Here is a 25,591-nt window from a genome sequence, read left to right on the forward strand (position 1 = left end):
TTGCCGCCAGCTTCCTTCAGATTCCACTTCGCATTGGACACCCTTGCTCTTGGCTAGTGGTTGGCGATTACAAACCCCCACAGTGGACTTTCACCACCTAGTTAGTTACCATGCACGGCACACAATGAAAAAGGATGCATTGAGTTGCATCCTTTTTTTATTGAAACTGTTACAAAACAGACCTAACGCTTTTAGTCTTTACAGTACTATGATGAACCCTATCAAGACTAACCAAACTACTGACGAAATCGCAAGTAGTATCCGGAATTGCTTATCCTCGTTCATATTTGTATTTTTGTTGAATATACATTATTTTATGTCGAAAATCAAGAATAACCCATTTTTTTCATTAAAAAAATATAAAAACACGCAATAAAACTTGAATTTCGACAAAAATAATAAGTAACTAATAACTAACCTGTTACAATTCCAAGACAAAGTTCAGTCTTAAAATAAATTAAATCACCTCTTATTCTTATGCTTTTGTAACTTGTTCGGTCAATTCATGGTAGTGTTTCTGGTTTTTCGCCATGTTCTCAGCTGTCCATTCTATCTTAGCTGTGGATTCATATTTTCGAACCGTACAAGTTGTCAATTGACAATACTTGCAACATTTTTCAGGAATGCATGGGTCTGAATGAATAAACACTTCCATGGCTCCATGAAAAGAATTCTCAAGTACTTCTTCTACCTTTTCAACTTCTTCATGGACTCTTTTCAGCTCGAAATAGTACGGTAAGGTAAGGTGTAAGTCTATATGTCTATCCCCGCCATACTGCTGAACGCGCATATTGTGTATATCGATCCATTCTGGTTTTCGCTCGCTATTCAAGACCGACACAGTATGACTGATCGCCAATGGATTAGCTTCATCCATCAATCCACCTACAGATTTTCTTATAAGGACATAGCCAGAATAAACAATATAAAGAGAAAAAAGTATTGATAAAATTGAATCTAAAATTTCTATACCCGTTAAATAAATAATAGCTACTCCACTTATAAGAATCAAGCTACTTATGGTATCAGTAAGAAGGTGCTTCCCATTTGCTTCAAGGGTGATGCTATTCATCTTTCTTCCTATCTTTTTCAACTTTTGACCAAGTAACCCGTTTATCAAGCCAGTGACAGCAATCAAAGAAATCCCCTCTAGCAACATATCAAGATCATTTGGAACAAAGAAATTGTAAATTGCCTGATAGATAATAAATAAGCCCGCCAAAATTATAAGAACGCCTTCAATGCCCGCACTAAAGAATTCAATTTTACCGTGACCGTATGGATGATTTTCATCTTTTGGTTGTGAACTTAGGTATATACTGTAAGAAGCAAAACCAGCAGCAACCACATTGACGATACTCTCCAATGCATCAGTCAAAATTGCCAGTGAATTCGTGATATAGAATGAGTAAAATTTAATCATCAGCAAGACCACACTTACGATAAAAGAAATTCTAATCCAATTTGTTTTTTGCTGATTCACGAGACACGGTATAATATTTGGAGTTCAAAATTAGAATATATTTTATTGAAAACTGCCGATTTTTAATAATATTGAACAGAAAAATCAAAAAACAAACAAAACAACTTTATGGAACAGACACCTATCAAACTTCCATCCTACATCAAAGCCTTACTGGTCCTATGCCTAACAGCAGCGATCATTTTCACTTTGATTGTAGGCAAGAGTATTTTAATCCCTTTATTTTTGGGTGGATTTATTTCAATTTTACTTACTCCGTTTGGAAATTGGTTAGAAAGCAAGAAATTCTCTAGAGTGTTTAGTGCTATCATCTCATTGATCTCAGCTATTTTGGTCACGGCTGGTTTTATTACGTTTGTGATTTTGCAAGTTGCAAGCTTTACCCGAGACCTTGACAATGTTGGCGACAGGTTGAATAATTACCTAAGTGATATCGACTCATGGGTATATGATAATTTTGCTGTTGAAACGGGAATAGGTGATGGCATAGATAAAGGACATTGGATAGAACTCCTACAGTCCAATAGTTCAAGTTTGGCTGAATTTGTACTCAACACCATCGGATCAATGTCTGGCATCATATTGCTTCCGGTATTCATCTTCTTCTTTCTAATCTACAGAGATCACTTGACAGAATTTATCGTTAACATGTTTAAAGAACACGATCAAGATGAAATCAAAAGTAAAATCCGTGAATTAAGAAAGCTAGTCCAAAGGTATATTGTCGGTATTGTGAAAGTAATGGCAATTTTAGCTGTGTTAAACTCAGCTGTACTTTTCGGACTTGGAATTAAGCACGCCATATTCTTTGCTGTCTTTGCTGCCATATTGAATATCATCCCATACTTAGGCCCATTTCTAGGGGCTATCTTGCCTATGGTTTTTGCGTTCTTAACCAAGGACAGCTTGTTCTACCCGCTTGGGGTAGTAGCAGCATTTATGATTATTCAGCTGATAGAAAGTAATTTCCTTACACCAAAAATTGTAGGAAGTAATGTAAATTTGAATGCCTTTATTACGTTCATAGGGTTGCTTGTAGGTGCCTCAATTTGGGGTGTGATAGGTATGATTATGATCATTCCTACCTTGGCAGTTTTGAGAAAAATATTTGAGCTTGACGAATCCACAAGGCCATTTGCATTGTTGTTAGGTGAGGAAAAAGAAAAAATAGAAAATGAAAAATCAAAAAGTTAGTAGACTTTTATGGATTATAATCCCAGCCATTCTATGGCTGGGATGTGCTTCTCAAGAAGACAAAAAAGGCAGATTTTTTCTAAAGGGAAATGAAAAATTAAAAGAAAATGATCTTAAAGGGGCTTCAGAATTTTATACTGAAGCCCTCAAGATCGATCCAGATTTTGCAGATGCATTGCTCAATAGAGGAATTGTCTATAGTCGATTGAATAACCTCGATGCCGCTATTGCAGATTTTAGCAACATCATCACCATTGGATCTCCAATCGATAGTACAGCTTATTTCCAAAGGGGCTTGACCTATCTTGATAATGGAGAAAATTACAAAGCCTTAAGTGATGCAGAAAACCTATTGAAAATAAGCCCTGAAAGCTGGAAATCTTATTTTTTGCTTGGTCTAGCCAAAGAAAGACTCAAAGACTATAAAGCTGCCTTGGAAGCATTTGAACAGGGACTAGCTTTCAATCCTAACAATCCTGACTTAATGGTCAATATGGCTACTATTCATTACTATCAAAAAGATTATATTAATGCAATAAGGCTATTGGAAAGTGCCGAAAACTCCAATCCTAGAGAAGCAAATATTTATAACCTTAGGTCAATGATTGCATTTGAAAAAGAGGCTTATGAAGAAGCTTTGGATTGGGTAGAAAAAGCCATCGAAATGAACCCACGGATGTCCTTCTTTCACAACAATAGAGGATTGTACTTTCTTTACCTTGATGAACTAGAAAAGGCTATTGCAGACATTAATTATAGTATAAAACAAACCCCTAAAAACCCGTATGCATGGAGAAACAAGGGAATTTACTACTATTTGAAAGGAGACAAGACTTCAGCAATCAAATACTTAGAGGATGCTAAAAATCATGATCCAAACATGGATCTGGTGGATGAATACCTAGTAAAAGCAAGAAGTTTATAAATGCGGCACTGCAAGGATATCATTGATCTTCTTGTGTAGCTCCTCAGCATCTATAGGCTTAGAAACATACTCATCAAAACCTATGGCCTCGATCTCATTCAATATATCTTGTTCTATTGCTGCTGTAAGAGCTATTACTGGGATATTAGAGACTTCTTTGATCTTTGTAGTAGACTGAAATCCATCCATTATTGGCATTTGGATATCCATGAGTACAATATCAAACTCACCATTGCGAATGGCATCCAATGCCTCTTGCCCATTGGTCACCCTTTCGAATTCATACCCCCATTTTTTAAGAATTTTACCCAATACTAAAGCATTGACATCATTGTCCTCTGCCATTAAAATGTTTACCGAATGCACGAGGTTGGATTCAACTTTCATGGGGAAACTTTCAATCACAGGCACATTTTTCACATTATCAAAAGTGATTTCAAAGAAGAAAACAGAACCTTTACCCAATTCTGAACTTACCTTGATTTCACTATCCATTTGCTCGAGTAGCTTTTTCGAAATTGACAAACCAAGACCTGTTCCTCCATATTTCTTACTAAAAGTCTGCTGAATCTGGTCAAAATCTTGAAATATTTTCACAACGTCTTCTGATGCAATCCCAATACCTGTATCCTTGACTTCAAAATATATCGAAGATTTGTCCTCAGTCTTGAATTTAAGCTTTACGCTGACATCTACACTACCCTCATTGGTAAACTTAAGGGCATTGGAAATCAAATTATTTAAAATTTGTGTCACCCTAACCTTATCCCCTAGCACGGTAAGATTCGCTGCATGATCAAAATGTAGATTAAGTGCATTCTTAGACTCTTCAGCATGAGATTCGAAGCTATTCATTACGTGACTCACCACCTCTCTAAGTTCCATAGGTTGAGGATCTAAACTTAACTTCCCTGCTTCAAGTTTCTGAAAATCTAGCAGATCATTTATCATGATGATTAAATTTTCAACAGAAAAATTTATGGTATCAAATGCTGCTTTTTGAGCTGGGGTGTGTACTTCTTGTAACAAACTATATATAGACCCCGTGATGGCATTGAGTGGAGTCCTAAGATCGTGGCTTATGGTTGACAAGAATTCAGACTTTATTTTAGATGAATTTATTGCCATTTCTCTTTGATTCTGAAGCATTTGCTCCTTCTCCTTTTGATCAGAGATATCACTAAGGTAGCCATACCAATCCAACTTCCCATTGTTAGAATCAGCAAGCTTTGCATTTACTTTCAGCCACTTAAATGACTTGTCGCCAAGCGTTTTGAGTCTAAACTCACAGGTCCAAGGCTGTTTCAATTTTGAAGAGCTCATTGCACTTGACATTACTTGGGCAATATCTTCATGATGAATTTTTGAAACAATCAAATTAAAATCTATGGCTTGATCAATTGATGAATCTTCTAAGCCTAAAATATCAGTAATGCCTGCACTTAAATACGGAATTTCAATTTCCCCAAGTTCTCCAATTGAAAACTGAAAAAACGTCCCTGGCACTAGCTCAGTTACATTTTTGGTTAATTGATACTGGCTTCTTTGTTCGGTCACATCTCTACCAGTAGCATAAAAACTTCCGTCTTTGAATTTGACTGACCATGAAATTTCACGATAAACTTGATCTTTTCTCTGAATCCTAATTATCAAATCATTACAACTTCCATTCTCTTTACTCAAATTTGATATTTTGCTGCGGAAATCATGTAATTCTTCAGGATGAAAAAAATGGCATAAGTCTACATTAATTAATTCTTCTTGCGCATACCCTAAAGTTCTAAGGGTAGTTGGGTTTATCCATGTAAGAAAATTTTCCTTACCAATAGCAATCAAATCGAGGTCTGATTCAAAAAAACTGTTAATGTCAGTATGAGCAGGAAGACCCTGCTTTTTGATTTCCTTTCCATTATAAAATAAAAAATAATTGGCATCATTGTCCTTAGGAAGTTCAACTTGAAACCTATAATCATTGGATTGAAAGCTAATCAACATCTCTTCCTTGAAGATATAACTGTTCACATCCAAACCCAATCCTACCAAACTCTTATCCATGAGTAAATCACCGATAGAATTATCAAAAGCAAGATTGCTGTAGAATATATTATACGGATAAGTGTCGTCAGCAAGAAACACCATATCCGAAGATTCGTAAATTACTTTCTTGAAAGTATTGTTAATTCCCCTATCCTTCATAGATACATACTTGAGATCAACTATCATCAATCGACTAAACTTTAGATAGATAAATCTTCTAAACGATCGTAAACATACAGTTTTTTGCTTTTTGTAACAAGCTTTTTGTATTTAATTTTATCACGTTTACCACTTTCTATTTTCATTGATCACGCAAATATGAATCCAAATTAAACTTTAAATATACAAATTGAGTACTTATTTAACTTTTTAATGATTTACTTTAAATAAAGCATTTTGGATAAACGTATCAACTCACCTTATTGGATCGATTAGAAGAAAAAAATAATAATAAATCATCAACCATAGTCTTTAATTGATAAGCAATTGAAATTCAAAGAACCTTAGTTTTAATAAATATTTAATCACATTGAAAGAACATCAAGAAACCTACAAATGATTCTCCTTCTGGCTATTTTTTACCAAAACAGCTGATTACCATGCAATTCGGGCAGAAATTTAACGCTTTTATCGATAAAGTCAATAGGTACTAAACATGATTTAACTCATTTACCTAAAAATTTAAAGAAAAGAATAGTCTTTAATGGAAAAATTAGCCATAACAAACCTACATCACTATAACTATTTGATTATCATTTATTTAAAAATTAAAATTGTTAGACCAATAAAATTATTCATAATTTGATCACACGTTTTATAGATTTTACAATTAATAAAGTGTAACACTGAAAAATTAATCTTTTAAGAGATTTCTATTGAAGTGAAAAAATAATCTTAAAAAATAGTTATCCTTACTTTCATTATTCTCATATTTGATTACTCACTTTTTTACGAATGATATCAATTCATTGGTCAAGTAGATTGCTATCGATCAATATCCCATATAAGTTAAATGAGTATTTTGTGTAGTTACTGGTAAAGTTCCTTTGGTATATATCCCCATATTTCCTTATATACCAAACTCTACTTGAAACATTCCAGTCCATGAATTTCCAGAGTTAGCTAATTGATACAAGCCCTCTAGCCATCTATATCCAAGGTTACCCTGAACTTTTATTCTATGCCCATTCAAATAGTGCGTATATCCTAATAGGACTTCATCAACTCGATCTTGAAAACCTGAAATAGATTCATTTGGAACTACATAAGCATATCTGAATGCCATTTCTGACTTTCTGGAGATCATTTTAGAAAGGTGAGTATTCACACCATGTCCCACAATTACATAGCGAATATCCCCCAAACTATTGCTTGTGATAGGCTCGTCAGTAGACCTCTGCATATACTCTGACATAACTCCCCAACCCCTATATTTCAACATTGCGTCTACTATAAAGCTACTTAAATTTCGTGGGGCAAATAAATCCGCTCCCAATTGACCAGCTGTTCTTACTGCTTTCTGATTTTCTGACAAGGTAAGCCCTAGTGATAGCTTGGGACTTTCTTCAAACTCCAAATCGCCTTCTGAATAATCTCCACTATTCTTAAAAACTCCAAAAGGTAAAGCTTCTACCCTACCAGTATATGCCAACCCATTATTGATCGCTGAAGCATTTCTGCCATCACCTGAAGAAATAGCTCCTTTTAATAAAAATAAACTAGTACCACTAGTTCGTAAAGTATAATATCCAAATAATCCAAAGTCTCTATCTAAGGTGAAAAGGCTATTCACAATGGACCTATCTGCGAATTGCAAATTACCAGAACTGATTACTCTTTCTCTATTACCTGGCAACTTGGACTGTCCAAAACCCAAGTACAAATTATCATTTACTGTATAATACAAGATGGCATCTCTCACTGGTTGGGCTATATTCCCAGTTTCTAAATCCATATCAGCTTTTGAAAATGCTAACTGTATATAATACTGAAACTTTGGGTTCAGAACATATCCATCAAGCCTCAACCTTAGTCTTCTTACACGCATTTCAAACTGCTCTATCCCCAAGTCAGTTCCAGAATATACGGAGTTGAACCCTGCTCTATTTTGCATTCTGAATCTTAGGTTCATCAAGAAAAGTGAATCCTTTGAAAACTTAATCCCTTCCTTTACTTCAATCAACGCGCGCTCATCAGACTCTACAGTTTGAGCAAGAGATATCGTGGGAATAATTACTAAGCAAAAAACAAGAATTTTAGAGCGGCAAGCACAAAAACACTTTGAATGAATAGTCATAAGTTTTACAGTTTTTATTACGCAAATCTATAACTATTGAAAAGAAAAAAGCTGTGGTCACCCACAGCTTTTTATAAAATTTTATAAAATCACAAGTTAGACACTTGCCTTGATCAAGTTAAGTGCTGAACCTGCTTTGAACCATTCAATCTGACCTGCATTGTAGGTATGATTTACTTTGATCTCATCGCTACTTCCATCAGCATGATTGAACACTACTATAAGTTGCTCACCTGGAGCAAAAGATTCAAGACCTAAGATATCAATGCTGTCATTTTCTTGTACCAAATCATAATCAGAAGGATTGGCAAAAGTCAATGCAAGCATTCCTTGTTTTTTCAAGTTGGTCTCGTGAATTCTAGCAAAAGACTTCACCAAAATAGCCCTTACACCTAGGAACCTAGGCTCCATAGCTGCATGCTCTCTTGAGGATCCTTCTCCATAGTTTTCATCACCTACTACGACAGAGCCAATGTTATGCAGCTTGTACTGTCTTTGGACAGCTGGAACTTCTCCATACTCTCCATTCAGTTGATTTTTAACTTTATTGGTCTCCTCATTGAAGTAATTGACTGCCCCAATAAGCATGTTATTGGAAATATTATCCAAGTGACCTCTGAACCTCAACCAAGGTCCAGCCATAGATATATGGTCAGTAGTACATTTACCTTTTGCTTTGATAAGCAATTTCAAATCTTTCAAATCAACTCCTTCCCATGGCGCAAATGGCTCTAGCAATTGAAGTCTTTCTGATTTTGGATCTACTATTACATCTACAGAAGAACCATCTGTAGCTGGAGCTTGATAGCCCGCATCTTCCACAGCAAATCCTTGTGTAGGCAATTCAAGACCTTTAGGTTCATCAAGTTTGACTTGCTGACCGTCTTCATTTGTCAATGAGTCAGTCATAGGGTTGAAAGTAAGATCGCCTGCAATAGCAAGTGCTGTCACGATCTCTGGAGAAGCTACAAATGAGTGCGTATTAGGATTTCCATCCGCTCTCTTTGCAAAGTTCCTATTGAATGAAGTGATGATTGAGTTCTTCTCTTGCTTCTCAGCCCCATGTCTAGCCCACTGACCAATACACGGTCCACATGCATTAGCTAAGACTACTCCACCCATTTTATCAAAAACATTCAAAAATCCATCACGCTCTACAGTGAATCGAACTTGCTCGGAACCAGGTGTGATTGTATATTCTGATTTGGCCAACAATTTCTTGTCTACAGCTTGTTGAGCCAAAGAAGCAGCTCTTGAGATATCTTCATAGGACGAGTTGGTACACGATCCTATCAATCCAACTTCTAACTTAGCCGGCCATCCATTTTCTTTTACTGCAGCAGCAAATTTAGACAAAGGCCAAGCCAAATCCGGCGTGAAAGGACCATTTACATGTGGCTCAAGCTCAGAAAGATTGATTTCAATTACTTGATCAAAATATTTTTCAGGGCTTTCGTACACTTCTGCATCTGCATTGAGGTGTTCTTTGATCTGATCAGCCAAATCAGCTATATCTGCACGATCTGTACCTCTCAAGTATGCTCCTGATTTTTCATCATATCCAAAAATTGAGGTTGTAGCTCCGATTTCAGCTCCCATGTTACAGATTGTACCTTTCCCAGTTGCTGAAAGCGCATTAGCTCCTTCTCCAAAATATTCTACTACAGCACCAGTTCCACCTTTTACGGTTAGGATACCAGCTACTTTTAAGATCACGTCTTTGGCAGATGTCCAGCCAGATAGCTTACCTGTAAGTTTTACACCGATCAACTTTGGAAACTTTAGCTCCCAAGGAAGTCCAGCCATTACATCACATGCATCAGCACCACCTACTCCTATGGCAATCATTCCTAGTCCACCTGCATTTGGAGTATGTGAATCTGTACCGATCATCATACCACCTGGAAAAGCATAATTCTCCAATACTACTTGGTGAATGATACCTGCTCCTGGCTTCCAAAAACCAATACCATATTTATTAGAAACAGAAGCAAGGAAATCATATACCTCTCTATTTTTATCCTTAGCCTTATTCAAATCTTGAGTAGCTCCTACTTCTGCTTGGATCAAGTGATCACAATGAACGGTGGAAGGAACTGCTACCTGATCTCTTCCTGCTTGCATAAATTGTAAAAGTGCCATTTGAGCAGTTGCATCTTGCATGGCTACTCTATCAGGCTGAAAATCAACATAGGAAACACCTCTCTCATAGGCTGAATTAGCCTCTCCTTCTGAAAGGTGTGCGTACAAAATCTTCTCTGTCAATGTAAGTGGTCTACCTACTGCTGCTCTAGCTGCAGCTATCCTAGATGGATACTTTTCATAGACCGCCTTTATCATTTCTATATCAAATGCCATTGGAAATGTATGGTTTATAATGTTACAAAGGTTTTTTTAAATTGTTCGCAAAGATAAAAAAATAGCCATTAAATAGAAGTAAAATAGTATTTGTGTTGGTAATTAATATATATCATCTCCAGAGAAAAGGTGTTACCCTTCTAGACATGGTATGATTGAGAACTTTCAAAGTCACACCTTTTCCCATTCAGTTCAAAATTTCGAAGATTTATAAATTAGTGATATGAATATGCTTTAAACTCAAATGTGATTTTCAATCTTACTATTTCAAGTTTATCAAGAATTCAATGGTATCTATGTCATCAGCAAAATCGTCTAATTTTGGACATTGAGCTTGACCAAATGGTTCACTTTTTTCAAACCAACCTGATTGACTCACTATACACTGAATTTTGTCACTTTGTTCTTTGAGAACTTTTCCCAGAGTAGCATTATCCTCATAAATCTCATAAAACAGCACCGCTATAGGTGATACCAAGTCTTTGCTTTCTTTAAGAAGCAAAAAGCCATTATCTAAATGTTCTTCACCATTGATAAGATAAATAGACTTATTGTAGTCATAATTATTGATATACTTATGGTGACTTGAAAGTATTTGAAAACTACTTATATTATCCAAAAACCTCGTCAAAATTGTTCTATCAGGAACAAAAATCTTGGAGACATTTCGACAACCTAAACCAAAATACTGAAAGACATCCTTACCCAATTTCAATAGCTCCACGTCAGTTTCTTGCCCTGTCAATACTGCCACAGACGTCCTGTTCTTTCTGATGATACTTGGATATTTGCCAAAGTAATACTCAAAGTACCTTGCAGAATTATCACTCCCTGTAGCAATGTAAGCATCTTTTCCCTTCAGCATTTCTTCGAAACTGACCATGCTCTCAAACCTGGGTTCAATAGTCAATAGCTCTTTTACTATCCAGCTAATAAAGACACTATCTGAAGAACTTAACTTTACATGAGCTTTGTGACCAGTTATCAAAACACAAAGCAGATCATGAAATCCTACTCCAGGAACATTTCCTGCCATCAATATTCCAATATTTTTAGGACTTACCTCATTTGGCAGTCTATATTTTGTAATCCAATTTTTCAAAGCCTCCAATTCCAAAAATGAACACAAGGCCACCAATGCAGACTTGGTATGATCTTTTGTAAACCAGCTGTTATTGTTCTCTACTCTCCACGCCAAATCATCAAATTCCTCATCATTAAGGTTACTTAACCTCTTCCCAAGTTGATCAAATGCAAATATTCTTTCTTCTAAAATCATTTTAATGTAATTTCGCCTGCAAAGGTATCCAAATTAGAGTTAAAAACGGCTTAGCTAGATTGAATATAAATTAATTAGCACAACAACTTTTATTTGGTGCGTTAGTTAATTGCTTATTAATTTTGCGTAGGAATTTAAAAATAAATTGAGAAATGGCTATAATGATTACGGATGAATGCATCAATTGTGGTGCATGCGAACCAGAGTGTCCGAACACAGCAATATATGAAGGTGGAATTGAATGGACTTGGGCAGGTGGTACTACACTAAAAGAAGTAACACTACCTGATGGTTCAGTAATAGATGCTTCTGAAAAGCAAGAACCAGTTTCCGACGAATTTTACTACATCGTAACAGAGAAATGTACAGAATGTACAGGATTCCATGAAGAGCCTCAATGTGCGGCTGTTTGTCCAGTTGATTGCTGCGTAGATGATCCCGACCACCGAGAAAGTGAAGAGGAATTACTTGCAAAGAAAGAATTTATGCATGGAGAATAAGAGAGGGATTACCTCTCTTATTTTATTTTATGCCTGTTTTTGAGGGTTTTGTTATAAAATTCTATACATATATTTAAAAAATCTGATGATAGGCTTGAATTTTTCTTGTTTATTGATTTAAATTGTCTCCCGATTTAATTGCTTAAATACTACAACATTAAAATTAGGGCTGTGGAAGACAACAGAGGAAATGACAGAGAAGAAATCTTCTCTAAAAGAGTAAAAGCGGGAAAAAGGACTTATTTCTTTGACGTAAAATCAACTAGGTCAAACGATTACTACCTTACGATTACCGAAAGTAAGAGAAGAGTGAATGGAGATTCATTTTCTTTTGAAAAGCATAAGATTTTTCTTTATAAAGAAGATTTCGGTAAATTCTTAGAGGCACTTCAGAATACTGTAGAACATGTTAAGACAGATTTGATGCCTGAAGTGGATTTCTCGCAATTTGATCAAGAAGAATCTGAGTATGATGACGAACTAAAATGGGATTAATATCTACTTTAGTTTATTGACTCATTTTTGGAGAAAGATACAAAAGAAGTTAAATTTTGACTATATTTAGTATTATGGTCAGAATTCACCTTAATGTACCTTTCTCCTTTTTCTTTATAAAATGAAAAAGCTCATTCTATACATAAGCTTATTTACCATCCTATTTTTTATCATAGGCTGGTATTTCTCTAATATCACTTTTTACTTTCTTATTTCCATCATCCTTGCTGCGGTACTAAGACCGCTAACAAATAGAATTAGCTCGATTCATTTACTTGGAAGGCATGTACCAAGGTGGTTTTCCATATTTATTTCTTTCACTGTAGTGATTACATTTTTTATTATAGTTGGTTTTTTGTTCATTCCACTCTTATCAAAACAGATTCAACTGATTGCTACTTATGATATGGATTTGATTTATGAGCAAATCCAAAATCCAGCTGGTAAATTGGAAGACATTCTACTTAGGTACAAATTGATTGAAAATGAACCTGGATTTCTAATTACACAGGTTAGAGAAAACCTCATTTCAAACTTCAATTTCATCAGTATTCAGACCATAGTAAATACAATTCTCAACACCACAAGTACATTTTTGGTTGGAACCATGGCTATAGTATTTATAACCTTCTTCCTGCTTTTGGAAAATGGATTATTAAGGCGAAATATTATCAATTTAGTTCCAAATGCTTATTTTGAACTATATGTATCCACTTTCAACAAGGTAGAAAGACTACTATCAAATTATTTGATCGGATTATTAATCCAAATTTCAGCGATTTTCTCTATAGCATCCATTGGGCTCACCATCATGGGAGTAGAATATGCGCTTACAATCGCATTTTTTGCTGCCATAGCCAATTTAATCCCTTATGCAGGCCCATTGCTAGGTGCAACTTTTGGCGTTTTAGTAGGTGTGACGACTGGCAGTTTTGGAGAAGGGAATGAAATTTGGCTCTTTGTGATCAAAATCTTATCCGTGTTTTCTGTCGTTCAACTCACTGACAATATTCTTTTACAACCTTTAATATTCTCTAAATCTGTAAAAGCTCATCCACTTGAAATATTTGTTGTTATCTTTGCAGGTGCAAAAATCGCCGGGATTACTGGGATGGTTTTTGCAATACCTGTTTACACAGTTTTTAGAGTTTCAATCATGGAGTTCTTTAAGGGGTACAGGGAGTATAAAATATTCAAATTATAAAAATCAAATAATGGCATTACAGTGCGGTATCGTTGGTTTACCCAACGTTGGTAAATCTACTTTATTCAATGCGATCTCAAGTGCAAAAGCAGAAGCAGCGAATTTCCCATTTTGTACTATCGAACCCAATGTGGGTGTGGTAACAGTACCTGACAGAAGACTACAAATACTTGAACAGTTAGTCAACCCTCAGCGTGTGATGCCTACAGTGATAGAATTTGTAGATATCGCTGGACTGGTAAAAGGAGCCAGTAAAGGTGAAGGACTTGGCAACAAGTTTTTGGCAAACATCAGGGAAGTAGATGCGGTCATTCATGTGATAAGGTGTTTTGATGATGAGAATATCGTGCATGTCGCAGGTGGAGTTGATCCAGTCTTTGACAAAGAAGTAATAGATACAGAGTTGCAGCTAAAAGACCTCGAATCTGTAGAGAAGAAGATTCAGCGATTGGAAAAAATAGCAAAATCTGGAGATGCAAAAGCCAGAAAAGAACTTGAAATACTTCAGAAATTCAAACAGGCATTGATCGATGGTAAAAATGCAAGGTCAGTTGAAGTAGAAAAAGAAGACCTAGAAGCTGTTAGAGATTTGCATTTATTGACAATAAAGCCAGTGTTGTATGTCGCTAATGTAGATGAAGGAAGTATTCAGTCTGGCAATGAGTTTGTGGAACAACTGAGAGAAAAAGTCAAAGAAGAAAATGCTGAAGTTATTGTTCTTTGTGCTGCTCTAGAGTCACAAATCGCAGAATTTGATGATGCCGATGAAAAAGCAATGTTCCTTTCTGAGTATGGTTTAGAAGAAAGTGGTCTTAATAGACTTATCGCAGCAGCGTATGATCTATTGGATTTGATTACTTACTTTACGGCAGGTGTTCAAGAAGTGAGGGCATGGACTATCAAAAAAGGATGGAAAGCACCACAAGCCGCTGGAGTGATTCATACTGATTTCGAAAGAGGATTTATCAAAGCTGAAGTAATCAAGCTTAGCGACTACGAAAAGTTCAAATCAGAAGCTGCATGTAGAGAAAATGGGAAAATTGCAATAGAAGGCAAAGAATATGTAGTGCATGATGGTGATATAATGCATTTTAGGTTCAATGTATGATAGAACTTTGAAAAAAATTTGTACTTTTGCAAGAAGATTAAAATAAAACACATAATTAAAAGCCAATTAAAGTTAAATAATTGTTTAAAATTTATTTTTAAAAACCGTGAGAATAAGATTAATATTTTCCTTAAAAAACAAAGGAGCTTACTTACCCTTTCATCACCAGTACATTCTGGCACAATTCCTTAAAGGTCTTATCGTAAAAGGTGGCCGTGAGGAATTTTTTAACTACAATTACTTCAACTTCTCTGGTCTTAAAGGTCAGACCAAGGTAAGTAGAAGCGGCTTACACTATTACTCAAGTTTAGTCACCTTAGTGCTTTCATCACCCAATGAAGAATTCATGGACTACCTGCTTGAACAAGTATTTGCTACGCCGAAGATTGAGTTAGGAAATTTAGTGATCTCCCCTGAGTATACAGAGGTAGAAACTGAACCAGAATTGGAGCCTTCGAACAAGTTCGTATGTATCTCCCCACTTGTATTACTTACACCATCATTTAATGATGAATCAGGTAAAAGATTTATAAATCCAGATTCTGATGAATTCTCGGACTTACTTTATGAATCTACCTTGACCAGAATGGAAAGATCTGGTTGGTATTCACAAGAGCAAATGGAGTCATTCTACAAGTTCCAGGTTGTACCTGATATGAATTATGTAAATAAGCTCAGAGAACAGCAAAAGAAATTTGCTAGAATTTATTCTGTATATGACATGGATGTCAAATATGAAGTGAGGGGGTATACATTACCTTTTACGCTTTATGCTGCTCCAGAAGTACAGGATTTCGTGTTCAAATGTGGTTTGGGTGCATTTACCCACAAAGGATTTGGTATGCTTGACCTTGCAAACCATGCTCCTAACCAAAGAACTGAACCTTATAAGTTTAAAAGAGAAGGTTTCATTCCTTACAAAGCACATCAGGAAAGAACAAAATCTCAAGACTCAGAAGGAGAAGACTCAGAAGAAATAGCTTAATCACACAAAAGCTTTAAAAAAACCGATCAAAATTGATCGGTTTTTTTTTGTTTCTTCCTCAGGTTAAATTTTGGATACTCCTACTTCTTTTCTTTGAACAGATGCTTTAAATACCTCTTAAAATCACAACCTACGCTTATTCGGGTTCACATTGCTGTACCCTACTAGTTCATCATATCGGCTTCCAACGTCCCTGAAGTAGACCAATACTTCGTATTCATTTTCCGTTTCGAAGTGATCCCCCTCTATTGGAGACATGTTCCACCCCTCATCAGTTTTGTAGGCAAACTGATAATCATACCATCCTTGCTTCAAAAGCAAAGTTGCTTGATATGTATTTGTTTTTTTATTTAGCTCCATCTTTGCATCGGGAACCCTACCCCAGTTGGTAAGTGCGCCGACCAAATATGGCGTCTCTGTAATCCCTTCAGCGTTTAAATTAAATGTCGCTAACATATATTCGCCTTCTAGATCATGGTTTTGCCTCTCAAAGTTAAAGATTACATATTGGCCATTCATATCTAAATATTGAGAGTATGCTGATGATGGTCTTGCCTTTTCTACCATAGTCTCCGCATAGACTACATCTTCTTCCATCTGAACTTTAGCTACATTGTTACCTCTTGCTCTTACGTATCTAAGGTCTACAAATCTAAATTCATTTCCTGCAAAAAAGGCATTGGTACCATCAAAGAGTTCAAAGGCAACAGTTTTAAGATCCTCTCTAACCATAGTAGGCTTTAAGTCTGTGATGATATTATCCCATCTTTGATTTTGTCTTATAACCACGCGCAATCCAGTTCTTGGATCTAGCACTTCTCTTCCTTTGTAATTGAGGTTGATGTTAAGCTGTTGTTGTTTTCTTCTGTACTCAGTTTGGCTAGGTGGTACTACCTTAGCCCCTACCTGAATCGAGTTATCAAAAACCATAAACCTTCTTGTAATTATAGTTTTATCTTGCTCGCGACCTCTATAGACTTGTACCACATAATTCCCACTCTTGGTCACCCTTGGTATCACAAAATTATAATGTATATAGGGTATCCGCGTATCAATAGAATAATTGTAATCTGTAATATTGAATTCATTGAATTGCTCAAGATAATCATTCTCCTTGAGATCTGAAGGAGTCCAATCCATGTCACAGTGTATCAATCTTACTGAATACATATCTGGATCAAAAGCTATATCATCAAATGAAAGTAAAAGCGGTGTGTTGGCTTGTAATGAAATTGCAGGAGAACTCATCTGTGTGGCAAACTCTGTAGATTGGGGAAAGAGCCTCACTGACTGTATATTCTCTTCAAAAACACGATCTTGGAGACTGTCTTGACCGTATGTTCGCATAGAAACAATAGTCAAAACTAAAATCATTAAACAGTTCTTCATTTTTACTTTAATTTAAATTCGAATATAGGTAGCATCCTATCAGCCATAACTTCATTGCGATCAAACTAACCTATTCATCACACTTACAAAATGTGAATACAAGCATTTAAGAAGTACGCCTACTTCTTCAGTGATTTCAACAATCAGACCAAAAAGGAAAATTTGAAACACTACAACTACTTACATTCAAAGTAGACCAAATCACTTTATCAGCGGCAAACCAGTTTACTTGTCAATTGCCACCTTCTCCACCACCAAATTGTGATTGGTATAGATGCATACATCAGCTGCAATACCTAAACTCTCTCTTACCATTTCCTCGGCCGAAAGCTGTGGCGCAAATTTCTTCAAAGCCCTGGCAGCAGATTGGGCATACATACTTCCTGATCCAATAGTGGCTATTTCCATATCAGGTTCGATCACATCTCCCGTACCAGATATTATCAATATATCTTGTGAATCTGCTACGATCATCATCGCCTCAAGTTTAGATAGCATCCTATCCATTCTCCATTCTTTCGCCAACTCTACAGCTGCTCTTTTCATATTATTACCATAAGCTCCTAGCTTTTCTTCAAACTTTTCTAAAAGCGTGAAAGCATCTGCTGTCGATCCAGCAAAGCCCGTGACGATTTTACCTCCTTGTAATCTTCTTACTTTATTAACTGTGCTTTTGGCAACTGTATGTCCCATGGTCGCCTGACCATCCGCTCCTATTACCACTTCTCCATTATGCTTAATTGCGACTACGGTGGTTGCTTTGATTTTTTCCATTTTTATTTGAGATAATTGAAATTTTGTTTTTAACTAAGGATGAAATAATTTGAATTCCACCATCGCTGACAAGTTATGCCCTCGATGAAATGATGGAAATAAATTTGATATTTAATTTAACATTAAATATTTACTTTTGGAGAGAATTATAATTCCTCAAGTCCGCAAACCATTTAGGTTTTCATTGTTCACCAATCAGTTTTTAGAAATCATACATTAAAATCTTAATCACTTACCCTGCTATAAATCAATCGATTTTTGCAATAAATTGAGGGTTATAAGGTATTTCAAATTTATTTTGAAAAGCATATATACTGACTTTCTTCAATAACCATACTAAATGCAAAAAGTCCCGAAAAACAGGACTTTTTGACATGATGTAATTTATATTTTAGAACTATTAAATCAAAATTCTAACTGGATCTTCCAATAATCCTTTTAGCGTAAGTAAAAATGCAGAACCTACTGCACCGTCTACTACTCTATGGTCGCATGACAAAGTTACCTTCATTACGTTACCTACTTGCATCTGACCATTTTTCACTACCACTGTTTCTTTGATCCCTCCTACGGCTAGAATACATGCATCTGGCGGATTGATGATCGCTGTAAACTCCTCAATACCAAACATTCCTAAGTTTGATATAGTAAAGGTATTACCTTCCCAATCCTTTGGTTGTAACTCTTTGTTTTTTGCTTTTCCACCAAGCGATTTTGCTTCATTAGAAATTTGAGAGAGTGATTTTGAGTCAGCAAACCTGATCACTGGTACCAAAAGTCCCTCTTCTACAGCTACCGCCATACCTATATGAATATGATCATTGTATCGAATCTTATCACCTAACCAAGAAGAATTCACTTTTGGATGCTGACGCAAAGCTGCCGCAGCCGCTTTGATCACCATATCGTTGAATGATATCTTCACTGGCGCTACTTCATTCATGCTCTTTCTTGCCTCGATGGCTTTGTCCATGTTGATTTCCATGGTCAAGTAGAAGTGTGGCGCAGTAAATTTACTCTCTGCTAATCTCTTAGCTATTACTTTACGCATCTGTGATACTTTCTCTTCCTTAAAAGATTCTTGACCAACAGATGGTGCTGCTGGAGAATCCAAAGCAGTCGCAGCTTGTGCTGGGGCTGGAGTAAAGTTTTCTACATCTCGTTTGATGATTCTTCCTCCTTCACCGGAACCCTTAACTTGTGCTATATCTATCCCTTTGTCAGAAGCTAATTTTTTAGCCAAAGGTGAAGCTTTCAATCGATCTCCATCAGCAGTTGTGCTTGATGAACTACCACCTGAAGACGAAACGCTTGATTCACTTTTCTTCTCTTTAGGTTTATCTTCAGAAGATGTTTTCTTTGTTTCTCTCTTCTCTTCTTGCTCTTTTGAAGGTTCAGGCGCTTCTTCACCATCAGCATTCTGCTCATGAGCTTTTAGCAAAGTTTCATAATCAGCACCTTTTTCACCAATCACAGCAATGACACCATCAATGGCTACTGCATCACCTGCTTCTACACCAATATGAAGAAGAACTCCATCATCATAAGACTCAAGTTCCATAGTAGCCTTATCAGTCTCTACTTCTGCAATAATATCACCAGCTTTGACCTCATCACCTATTTTCTTTAACCACGAAGCGATGACGCCTTCAGTCATGGTATCAGACATCTTAGGCATGGTAATTACCGTCGCATTGATGTCCGAAGTATCTATTTTCTCTGATTTTGGCTTTGACTCCTTTTTCTCATCTTTATTCTCCTCTTTCTCCTCAGATTTCTTCTCCTCAGATTTTTCCTCTTCTTTTTTAGAGTCATCTTTTGAGCCAGACCCCTCTCCATTTGCTTCTTTCAGCAAATCATCAATGTCTTCACCTTTCTCACCTATGATGGCAATGACACCGTTTACTGGAACTGCATCTTTTTCCTCCACACCAATGTGAAGCAAAACACCTTCTTCGTAAGATTCCAACTCCATGGTAGCTTTATCAGTCTCCACCTCTGCGAGGATATCTCCTGGTTTCACTTCATCACCAACTTTCTTCAACCACGCTGCGATCACACCTTCTTCCATGGTATCGCTCATCTTGGGCATTCTTATTATTTCGGCCATATGTTTATTAGTATCCTAGTCAATTTTAAGCAGGTCAAAAATAGTCGTTAAAATGTCTTTTTTCAAATTTAATAATAGTATTTTCATGATTGTAAAGTGATAATCTATCAGAATCGTTCAAAAATGCCTCTTTTAAAATCCTCTTCTTACCAAAATCCAAAATGGTTGTTCAACGGTCACTTGCAAACAATCATCCCAGGTATTTTTAGAAAGTCAATCGCCTTACCTTTTGAAAGAGAACGCATTACAACTGAAGATGATGACTTTATAGATTTGGATTGGTTAAGATGCGGCTCCAAAAAGCTTGTGATTATCAGCCATGGTTTGGAAGGAAATAGTCGGAGACCTTACATGATTGGAATGGCTCATCAATTTTTCAAAAATAATTTTGATGTACTAAACTGGAACTTTAGAGGTTGTAGTGAAGAAATAAATAAAAAACTCATTTTTTACCACTCTGGCGCCACATATGACCTTAAAGCAGTAATAGACCACGCAAGCATAGGCTATGATGAAATTTATCTTATAGGTTTTAGTTTAGGAGGAAATCTCACTTTAAAGTTTCTTGGAGAATCAGATCAGCTATACCCGAAACTAAAACGAGCAGTCACTATCTCGGTACCATTACACTTAGAATCTTCTTGCGAGAAAATTTCTGCAGGTGAAAATATCGTGTACGCTAGGCGTTTCTTGAAAACTCTTAAGGAGAAAATAACGCAAAAATCCTTTGTATTCCCTGATCAGCTTTCTCCAGAAAAACTAAGAAAAATTAAAACCTTAAAAGATTTTGATGATGTTTTTACAGGGCCAATTCATGGATTCAAAGATGCACTTGATTACTATGAACAAAATTCATCATTGTACTTTATCGAAAAAATAAGCATTCCAACATTGATACTTAATGCGCAAAACGATCCATTTCTCAGTTCAAAATGCTTCCCCATCTCTTTAGGCAACAGTTCCCAATCAACTTGGATGGAATTTCCCCGATATGGAGGCCACGTAGGTTTTAGCCCGAGGAAACCAGAGGAAGTTTATTGGTCTGAACAAAGAGCATTTGAATTTATCACTTCTGATCAGTAATTTACATCATCAATTATAAGTCAAAACTATGTGCGGCAGATATTCACTAAATAAAAGTAAAATTGCATTAGAGGAAAGATTTCAAGCTGAAATTCTTACAGACTTCAGTCCAAGGTACAATATTGCTCCTACACAACTGCTACCCGTTTTGACTTCAGATAGTCCAAAAGGGTTTTCCTTTTTCTATTGGGGCATTACTCCTGACTTTGCAAAGAACAAGGCTGTATCTCAAAAACTGATCAATGCTCGTGCTGATACGGTTCATCAAAAAGTATCATTCAAATCATCTTTTGAAAAACGAAGATGTCTTATTCCTGCAGATGGGTTTTATGAATGGAAAAGACTCGGAAAAAAAACCATTACACCCTATAGATTTACAATGCACGACGAAAGCCTCTTCGCTTTTGCTGGTATATGGGAAGAATATGAAAATGAAAATGGAGAAACTAACCACACTTTTCTAATACTAACAACAGAGGCCAATAAAATAGTAAAGGACGTTCATGACAGAATGCCTGTAATCATCAGTAGAGAAAATGAGAAAAAATGGCTTGACAAGTATAGCACCTTAGAGGATTTACAAAAATTACTTATTCCTTATCCTGCCGATGAAATGGTTTCTTATACTGTCTCACCTCTTGTAAATCAAATAGTAAATGATAATCCTGCTGTGTTAAGAAAAACCTCACCCATGGATCAATTTGGGAATTATACATTGTTTGGTTAAAGTTTAAAGCCATAATCCTTTTTGTATTTTTGTAAAGTCAGTATTGAATTTGTAATTTTTAAAACGCTTTGAGTAATTTTGAAATACAATTCGCATAGAACTGCTATTTGATTCAGTAGAAAATAAACCATATTGATGTTCATGAGTTTTAAAACTCATGAATGAGTATTTAGTACCCAAAAAACCAAATAATTTGAATTTTTATGAAAAAATCGAGAATTGTAGGAGTAGGACATTTTGTACCAGACCAGGTAATTACTAATGAATACCTTTCTGGTATCATGAACACCAACAATGAATGGATTGTAGAAAGAACTGGAATTGAAGAAAGAAGATGGTTTACACCAGGTAAAGATACCGTAACCAGCATGTCTCTCGCCGCATCTAATCTTGCCATAAAAAGAGCTGGGATATCAGCAAAGGATATTGATTTCATCGTATTTGCAACCATTACTCCAGATTATTTTGTACCTGGAAATGGTGTCCTTTTACAAAGAGAATTAGGGATTCAAGGTGTGCCTGCATTAGATGTAAGAAATGCTTGTTCAGGATTCATCTATGCACTTTCGGTAGCTGACCAATTCATCAAAACTGGAATGTATAAAACAGTACTTGTCGTCGGTGCTGAGATCCAATCTTCAGCATTGGACAAATCTGATGAAGGAAGATCAAGTGCTGTGATTTTTGCTGATGGTGCGGGAGCCGCTATCCTAAAAGCAGTTGAAGAAAATCAGCACGGAATACTATCCACCCACTTGCATGCAGATGGTGATTTTGCTGAAGAATTATATTTAAAAGATCCTGGTAGCAGTCGTGAAGTTAGACTTTCACCAGAAATAGTAGATCAACCTAGTTTCAAAATGTTCATGAATGGAAACACAGTATTCAAACATGCTGTTGTAAGATTTCACGAGGTGATTCAAGAAGCATTAGCGGCCAACAGCCTTGATCAATCCGCTATAGATCTTCTTGTTCCTCATCAGGCAAATTTGAGAATCAGTAACTATATTCAGCAAAAAATGGGATTGCCTGATGAAAAAGTTTTCAACAACATCATGAAATTAGGAAATACCACTGCAGCAACCATTCCAATAGCACTTAGTGAAGCTTGGGAGCAGGGAAAATTAAAAGAGGGTGACCTTATCTGCTTGGCTGCATTCGGTAGTGGTTTTACCTGGGCCTCAGCACTCCTGAATTGGTAAAGTATGAATGAGACACATGCTATAGACCTAAATATTATCGGAAAGGAAGAGTTATTTGAGAGAATTTATTCCCAAAAACAACTTTTCATTGACCTCTTTACAGCTATTGCAAACGAATTCCCACAATCTATTCTCAAAACTATCAAGTCGGATTCGAAAGGCACTAAAGTAAGTCAAGGCTGGAACCTAAATGGCACACCGTACCAAGTTTTAGACATATTTAGAAATTTCGACCCTTTGACAGGTAGCAATATTAGGCTATTAAACTGGTGGGGAAATGGCCTATATGTAGTTTTCCATGTTGGGGTTCAGCATTGGCTTAACTTAAAAGTTGAGTATTTAGAAAGACTGAAATTTTTCCATGTAGGGTTTGGATCTGGAGTTTTTGATTATAAAGATCATTTTTCAAAAGACACAGCACTAACTTCAGATAGTATCCAAGCTTGTATCAAAGGCAAACAAAATTTTGTTATCTACAGGGCAATTCAGTGGAACTCAATTGATCAAATTAAAAATGATTGTATCGAAACAATTCAAACACTCTTAGATTTATATAATTAAACCTTCAATTTGTATCGAATTTAACGTAATTTAGAACCGATTAGTATAATTATCGTATTTACAAAACGTAAAACATCAGCAAACTTTCATTTTGAATATTCAATTGAAACTTTGATAGCTTAAATGAAATAACTCCGAAATATGGAAATCTATAGATCAAACAAACTAAAAAACTACGTAGCTTCAATTATTCTTTTTCTTACGCCAGTTTTCATTTTCGCCCAATCGGTTGTAACCGTTTACAATACAGACTCCACCTTTGCCGGTACAGGAGTTATGAAAGACAACAGAATGGATGGTCTATGGAAGTTTGAAAACCCTAAGACTGGAGTTCTACTTCAAACGACAAATTTTGATTCTGGTAAAAGAAATGGCAAAGCTATAGCCTATCATGATGGAAAAATCAAAAGAATAGAGGCTGAGTACAAAGATGATAGACTCAATGGGCCTTTTAGAGAATTTGACGTATATGGGAACCCAAGATTAGAGCTTGTTTTTAAGGACAGTTTACCTGTAGGGCCTTACAAAGAGTATTTTCCCAAAAATAACAAGGCATCAAATTTTGATCCCACAATAGTAAAAATGGAAGGTAATTATGTAAATGGGAAAAAAGATGGTGTTTGGGTCACATTTTTTGAATATTTACCGCAAACCATAGCAATCAAAGAGACTTACAAAGAAGACGTTTTACACGGACCCTATCAAGAATATTACTTTGAGGGCATCTTGATGACAGAAGTAAACTATGTAAATGGTAAACCTGATGGTGATTTCAAACGCTTCGCAGGTAGAAATCAAGTATGGGAAGAGGGTAAATTTAAGAACGGTAGAAAAATTGGAAAATGGACGGCATTTTTTCCAGGAACCAAAGTAATCGAGTCAGAAAAATACTATGATGACAAAGGGAATAAGACTGGAGAGTGGAAATTTTACTATGAAAATAAAAGAGTAGCTAGAATAGAAAGGTATGAAAACGACATCCCAGTGGGCACATGGGAGGAGTTTTTCCCAAACAGAAATCTATCCAAAAGAAAAACCTATGAGCTCGGAGTTCCAGTAGGTGAATATGTGGAATACCATGCTGATGGCTCTACATCTGTAACTGGTCAATACAAAGGTGGCGTAAAGGATGGCTTATGGAGAAATTTCTTTCCAGATGGAGAGTTGTATTCAATCGGAGAGTATAAAAGTGATCTAAAAAATGGCTTATGGAAGTATTTCAATAAGATAGGTATACTCATCGCAGAAGGTGAATACAATTTAGGTTCTGAACATGGGCAATGGTTCTACTATTATGACGGGGGGCAACTGAAATCAGTAGGAAGTTATTTCTTTGGGTTTGAAGAAGGTACTTGGGGGCTATTTTATGATAACAAAAACCTTAACCAAGAAGAGTTTTGGAGTAATGGTCGACTAAACAATATCGGAGATTATTTCGCATACAATGGAAATCAAACCTTAGATAAGGGCACGCTTAAAGATGGAAATGGTACAAGAATTACCTATTACGTCAGTGGGAAAAAAGAATCAGAAGGAAACTATACCAATGGAAAACCAGAAGGCAAATGGACTTATTTTCACGAAAATGGTCGCATTGCTTCAGAAGGGCAAATGTCAGAAGGCAAGAAAGAAGGCAATTGGAGGTATTTTAACATGAATGGCAGGTTAGAACAAGTGATCGTGTTCAAAGATGATGAAGTAGTCCCACCCAAAGGTCCAGAAGACGAAGTAAAGTTCAAAATTTTTGAAGATTAGACAGCAATTCCGATTTTAAATAATTGAAGTAGTTTGATCAATTTGCTTTAGAAAATAGACATAGGATTCCCATGACCCTGTTTCCAGGGAATTCTTTTTTTTAATTAAACCAGTTTTTGTGTTTTT

The 25,591-nt window shown here is 36.1% G+C and carries 20 protein-coding genes; 12 read left to right on the plus strand and 8 right to left on the minus strand.

Annotated features, from left to right (window positions below; all coding sequences use genetic code 11):
• Positions 1–475: 475 nt before the first annotated feature.
• Positions 476–1,483, minus strand: a complete 1,008-nt coding sequence (locus tag MM239_RS17465) for a cation diffusion facilitator family transporter (RefSeq protein WP_394801519.1) — start codon at positions 1,481–1,483, stop codon at positions 476–478.
• 108 nt (positions 1,484–1,591) lie between these two features.
• Here MM239_RS17465 and MM239_RS17470 point away from each other — a divergent pair, with 108 nt between their 5' ends.
• Together MM239_RS17470 and MM239_RS17475 are read left to right on the plus strand one after the other, a co-directional pair.
• On the plus strand, positions 1,592–2,677 hold the full coding sequence (locus tag MM239_RS17470; protein WP_241349536.1) for an AI-2E family transporter: 1,086 nt from the start codon (positions 1,592–1,594) through the stop codon (positions 2,675–2,677).
• Positions 2,658–3,602, plus strand: coding sequence for a tetratricopeptide repeat protein (locus MM239_RS17475; protein WP_241349537.1), 945 nt, complete (start codon positions 2,658–2,660; stop codon positions 3,600–3,602). The genes MM239_RS17470 and MM239_RS17475 overlap by 20 nt, the downstream gene beginning before the upstream one ends.
• Here the strand turns inward: MM239_RS17475 and MM239_RS17480 are convergent.
• The 4 genes from MM239_RS17480 to MM239_RS17495 form a co-directional block, all read right to left on the minus strand.
• A complete protein-coding gene (locus MM239_RS17480; protein WP_241349538.1) occupies positions 3,597–5,825 on the minus strand; it encodes a PAS domain-containing hybrid sensor histidine kinase/response regulator in 2,229 nt (742 codons plus the stop codon). The genes MM239_RS17475 and MM239_RS17480 overlap by 6 nt on opposite strands.
• A gap of 883 nt (positions 5,826–6,708) precedes the next feature.
• A complete protein-coding gene (locus tag MM239_RS17485; protein ID WP_241349539.1) occupies positions 6,709–7,752 on the minus strand; it encodes a porin in 1,044 nt (347 codons plus the stop codon).
• 279 nt (positions 7,753–8,031) lie between these two features.
• Entirely contained in the window at positions 8,032–10,293 is a 2,262-nt protein-coding gene (locus tag MM239_RS17490; protein ID WP_241349540.1) for an aconitate hydratase, read from the minus strand.
• Positions 10,294–10,555: 262 nt separating this feature from the next.
• Positions 10,556–11,572 carry an acyl-CoA reductase gene (locus MM239_RS17495; RefSeq protein ID WP_241349541.1) on the minus strand — a complete coding sequence of 339 codons (1,017 nt, stop codon included), beginning with the start codon at positions 11,570–11,572 and terminating at the stop codon, positions 10,556–10,558.
• Positions 11,573–11,724: 152 nt separating this feature from the next.
• On the opposite strand from MM239_RS17495, the gene MM239_RS17500 reads away from it, so the two are divergent.
• The 5 genes from MM239_RS17500 (at position 11,725) to cas6 (ending at position 15,864) form a co-directional block, all read left to right on the plus strand.
• Positions 11,725–12,072, plus strand: a complete 348-nt coding sequence (locus MM239_RS17500; protein WP_241349542.1) for a 4Fe-4S binding protein — start codon at positions 11,725–11,727, stop codon at positions 12,070–12,072.
• A 171-nt stretch (positions 12,073–12,243) separates the two neighbouring features.
• Positions 12,244–12,567 (plus strand): DUF3276 family protein, encoded by a 324-nt coding sequence (locus MM239_RS17505; protein ID WP_241296276.1) that lies wholly within the window; start codon positions 12,244–12,246, stop codon positions 12,565–12,567.
• Between the two features lie 121 nt (positions 12,568–12,688).
• Entirely contained in the window at positions 12,689–13,771 is a 1,083-nt protein-coding gene (locus tag MM239_RS17510) for an AI-2E family transporter (protein ID WP_241349543.1), read from the plus strand.
• A gap of 10 nt (positions 13,772–13,781) precedes the next feature.
• A complete protein-coding gene (gene ychF, locus MM239_RS17515) occupies positions 13,782–14,879 on the plus strand; it encodes a redox-regulated ATPase YchF (RefSeq protein ID WP_241349544.1) in 1,098 nt (365 codons plus the stop codon).
• A 106-nt stretch (positions 14,880–14,985) separates the two neighbouring features.
• On the plus strand, positions 14,986–15,864 hold the full coding sequence (gene cas6, locus MM239_RS17520; RefSeq protein ID WP_241349545.1) for a CRISPR-associated endoribonuclease Cas6: 879 nt from the start codon (positions 14,986–14,988) through the stop codon (positions 15,862–15,864).
• Positions 15,865–15,987: 123 nt separating this feature from the next.
• Here the strand turns inward: cas6 and MM239_RS17525 are convergent, their stop codons facing one another.
• From MM239_RS17525 to MM239_RS17535, 3 genes are all read right to left on the minus strand, one after another.
• Complete coding sequence (locus MM239_RS17525; protein WP_449495063.1) at positions 15,988–17,238, minus strand: type IX secretion system plug protein; 1,251 nt, start codon at positions 17,236–17,238, stop codon at positions 15,988–15,990.
• A gap of 240 nt (positions 17,239–17,478) precedes the next feature.
• Entirely contained in the window at positions 17,479–18,027 is a 549-nt protein-coding gene (hslV, locus tag MM239_RS17530) for an ATP-dependent protease subunit HslV (RefSeq protein ID WP_241349547.1), read from the minus strand.
• A gap of 400 nt (positions 18,028–18,427) precedes the next feature.
• Positions 18,428–20,137 carry a pyruvate dehydrogenase complex dihydrolipoamide acetyltransferase gene (locus tag MM239_RS17535; protein ID WP_241349548.1) on the minus strand — a complete coding sequence of 570 codons (1,710 nt, stop codon included), beginning with the start codon at positions 20,135–20,137 and terminating at the stop codon, positions 18,428–18,430.
• Positions 20,138–20,260: 123 nt separating this feature from the next.
• Here MM239_RS17535 and MM239_RS17540 point away from each other — a divergent pair, with 123 nt between their 5' ends.
• The 5 genes from MM239_RS17540 (at position 20,261) to MM239_RS17560 (ending at position 25,465) form a co-directional block, all read left to right on the plus strand.
• A complete protein-coding gene (locus MM239_RS17540; protein WP_241349549.1) occupies positions 20,261–21,220 on the plus strand; it encodes a YheT family hydrolase in 960 nt (319 codons plus the stop codon).
• A 28-nt stretch (positions 21,221–21,248) separates the two neighbouring features.
• Complete coding sequence (locus MM239_RS17545; protein ID WP_241349550.1) at positions 21,249–21,947, plus strand: SOS response-associated peptidase; 699 nt, start codon at positions 21,249–21,251, stop codon at positions 21,945–21,947.
• A 203-nt stretch (positions 21,948–22,150) separates the two neighbouring features.
• The gene (locus tag MM239_RS17550) at positions 22,151–23,149 is read left to right on the plus strand and encodes a 3-oxoacyl-ACP synthase III family protein (RefSeq protein ID WP_241349551.1); all 999 of its coding nucleotides are present in this window, start codon (positions 22,151–22,153) and stop codon (positions 23,147–23,149) included.
• Positions 23,150–23,152: 3 nt separating this feature from the next.
• Positions 23,153–23,710 (plus strand): hypothetical protein, encoded by a 558-nt coding sequence (locus MM239_RS17555; protein WP_241349552.1) that lies wholly within the window; start codon positions 23,153–23,155, stop codon positions 23,708–23,710.
• A gap of 141 nt (positions 23,711–23,851) precedes the next feature.
• Positions 23,852–25,465, plus strand: coding sequence for a toxin-antitoxin system YwqK family antitoxin (locus tag MM239_RS17560; RefSeq protein ID WP_241349553.1), 1,614 nt, complete (start codon positions 23,852–23,854; stop codon positions 25,463–25,465).
• Positions 25,466–25,591: the final 126 nt, after the last annotated feature.

It is taken from the genome of Belliella filtrata (assembly GCF_022549775.1).
GTDB lineage: Bacteria > Bacteroidota > Bacteroidia > Cytophagales > Cyclobacteriaceae > Belliella > Belliella filtrata.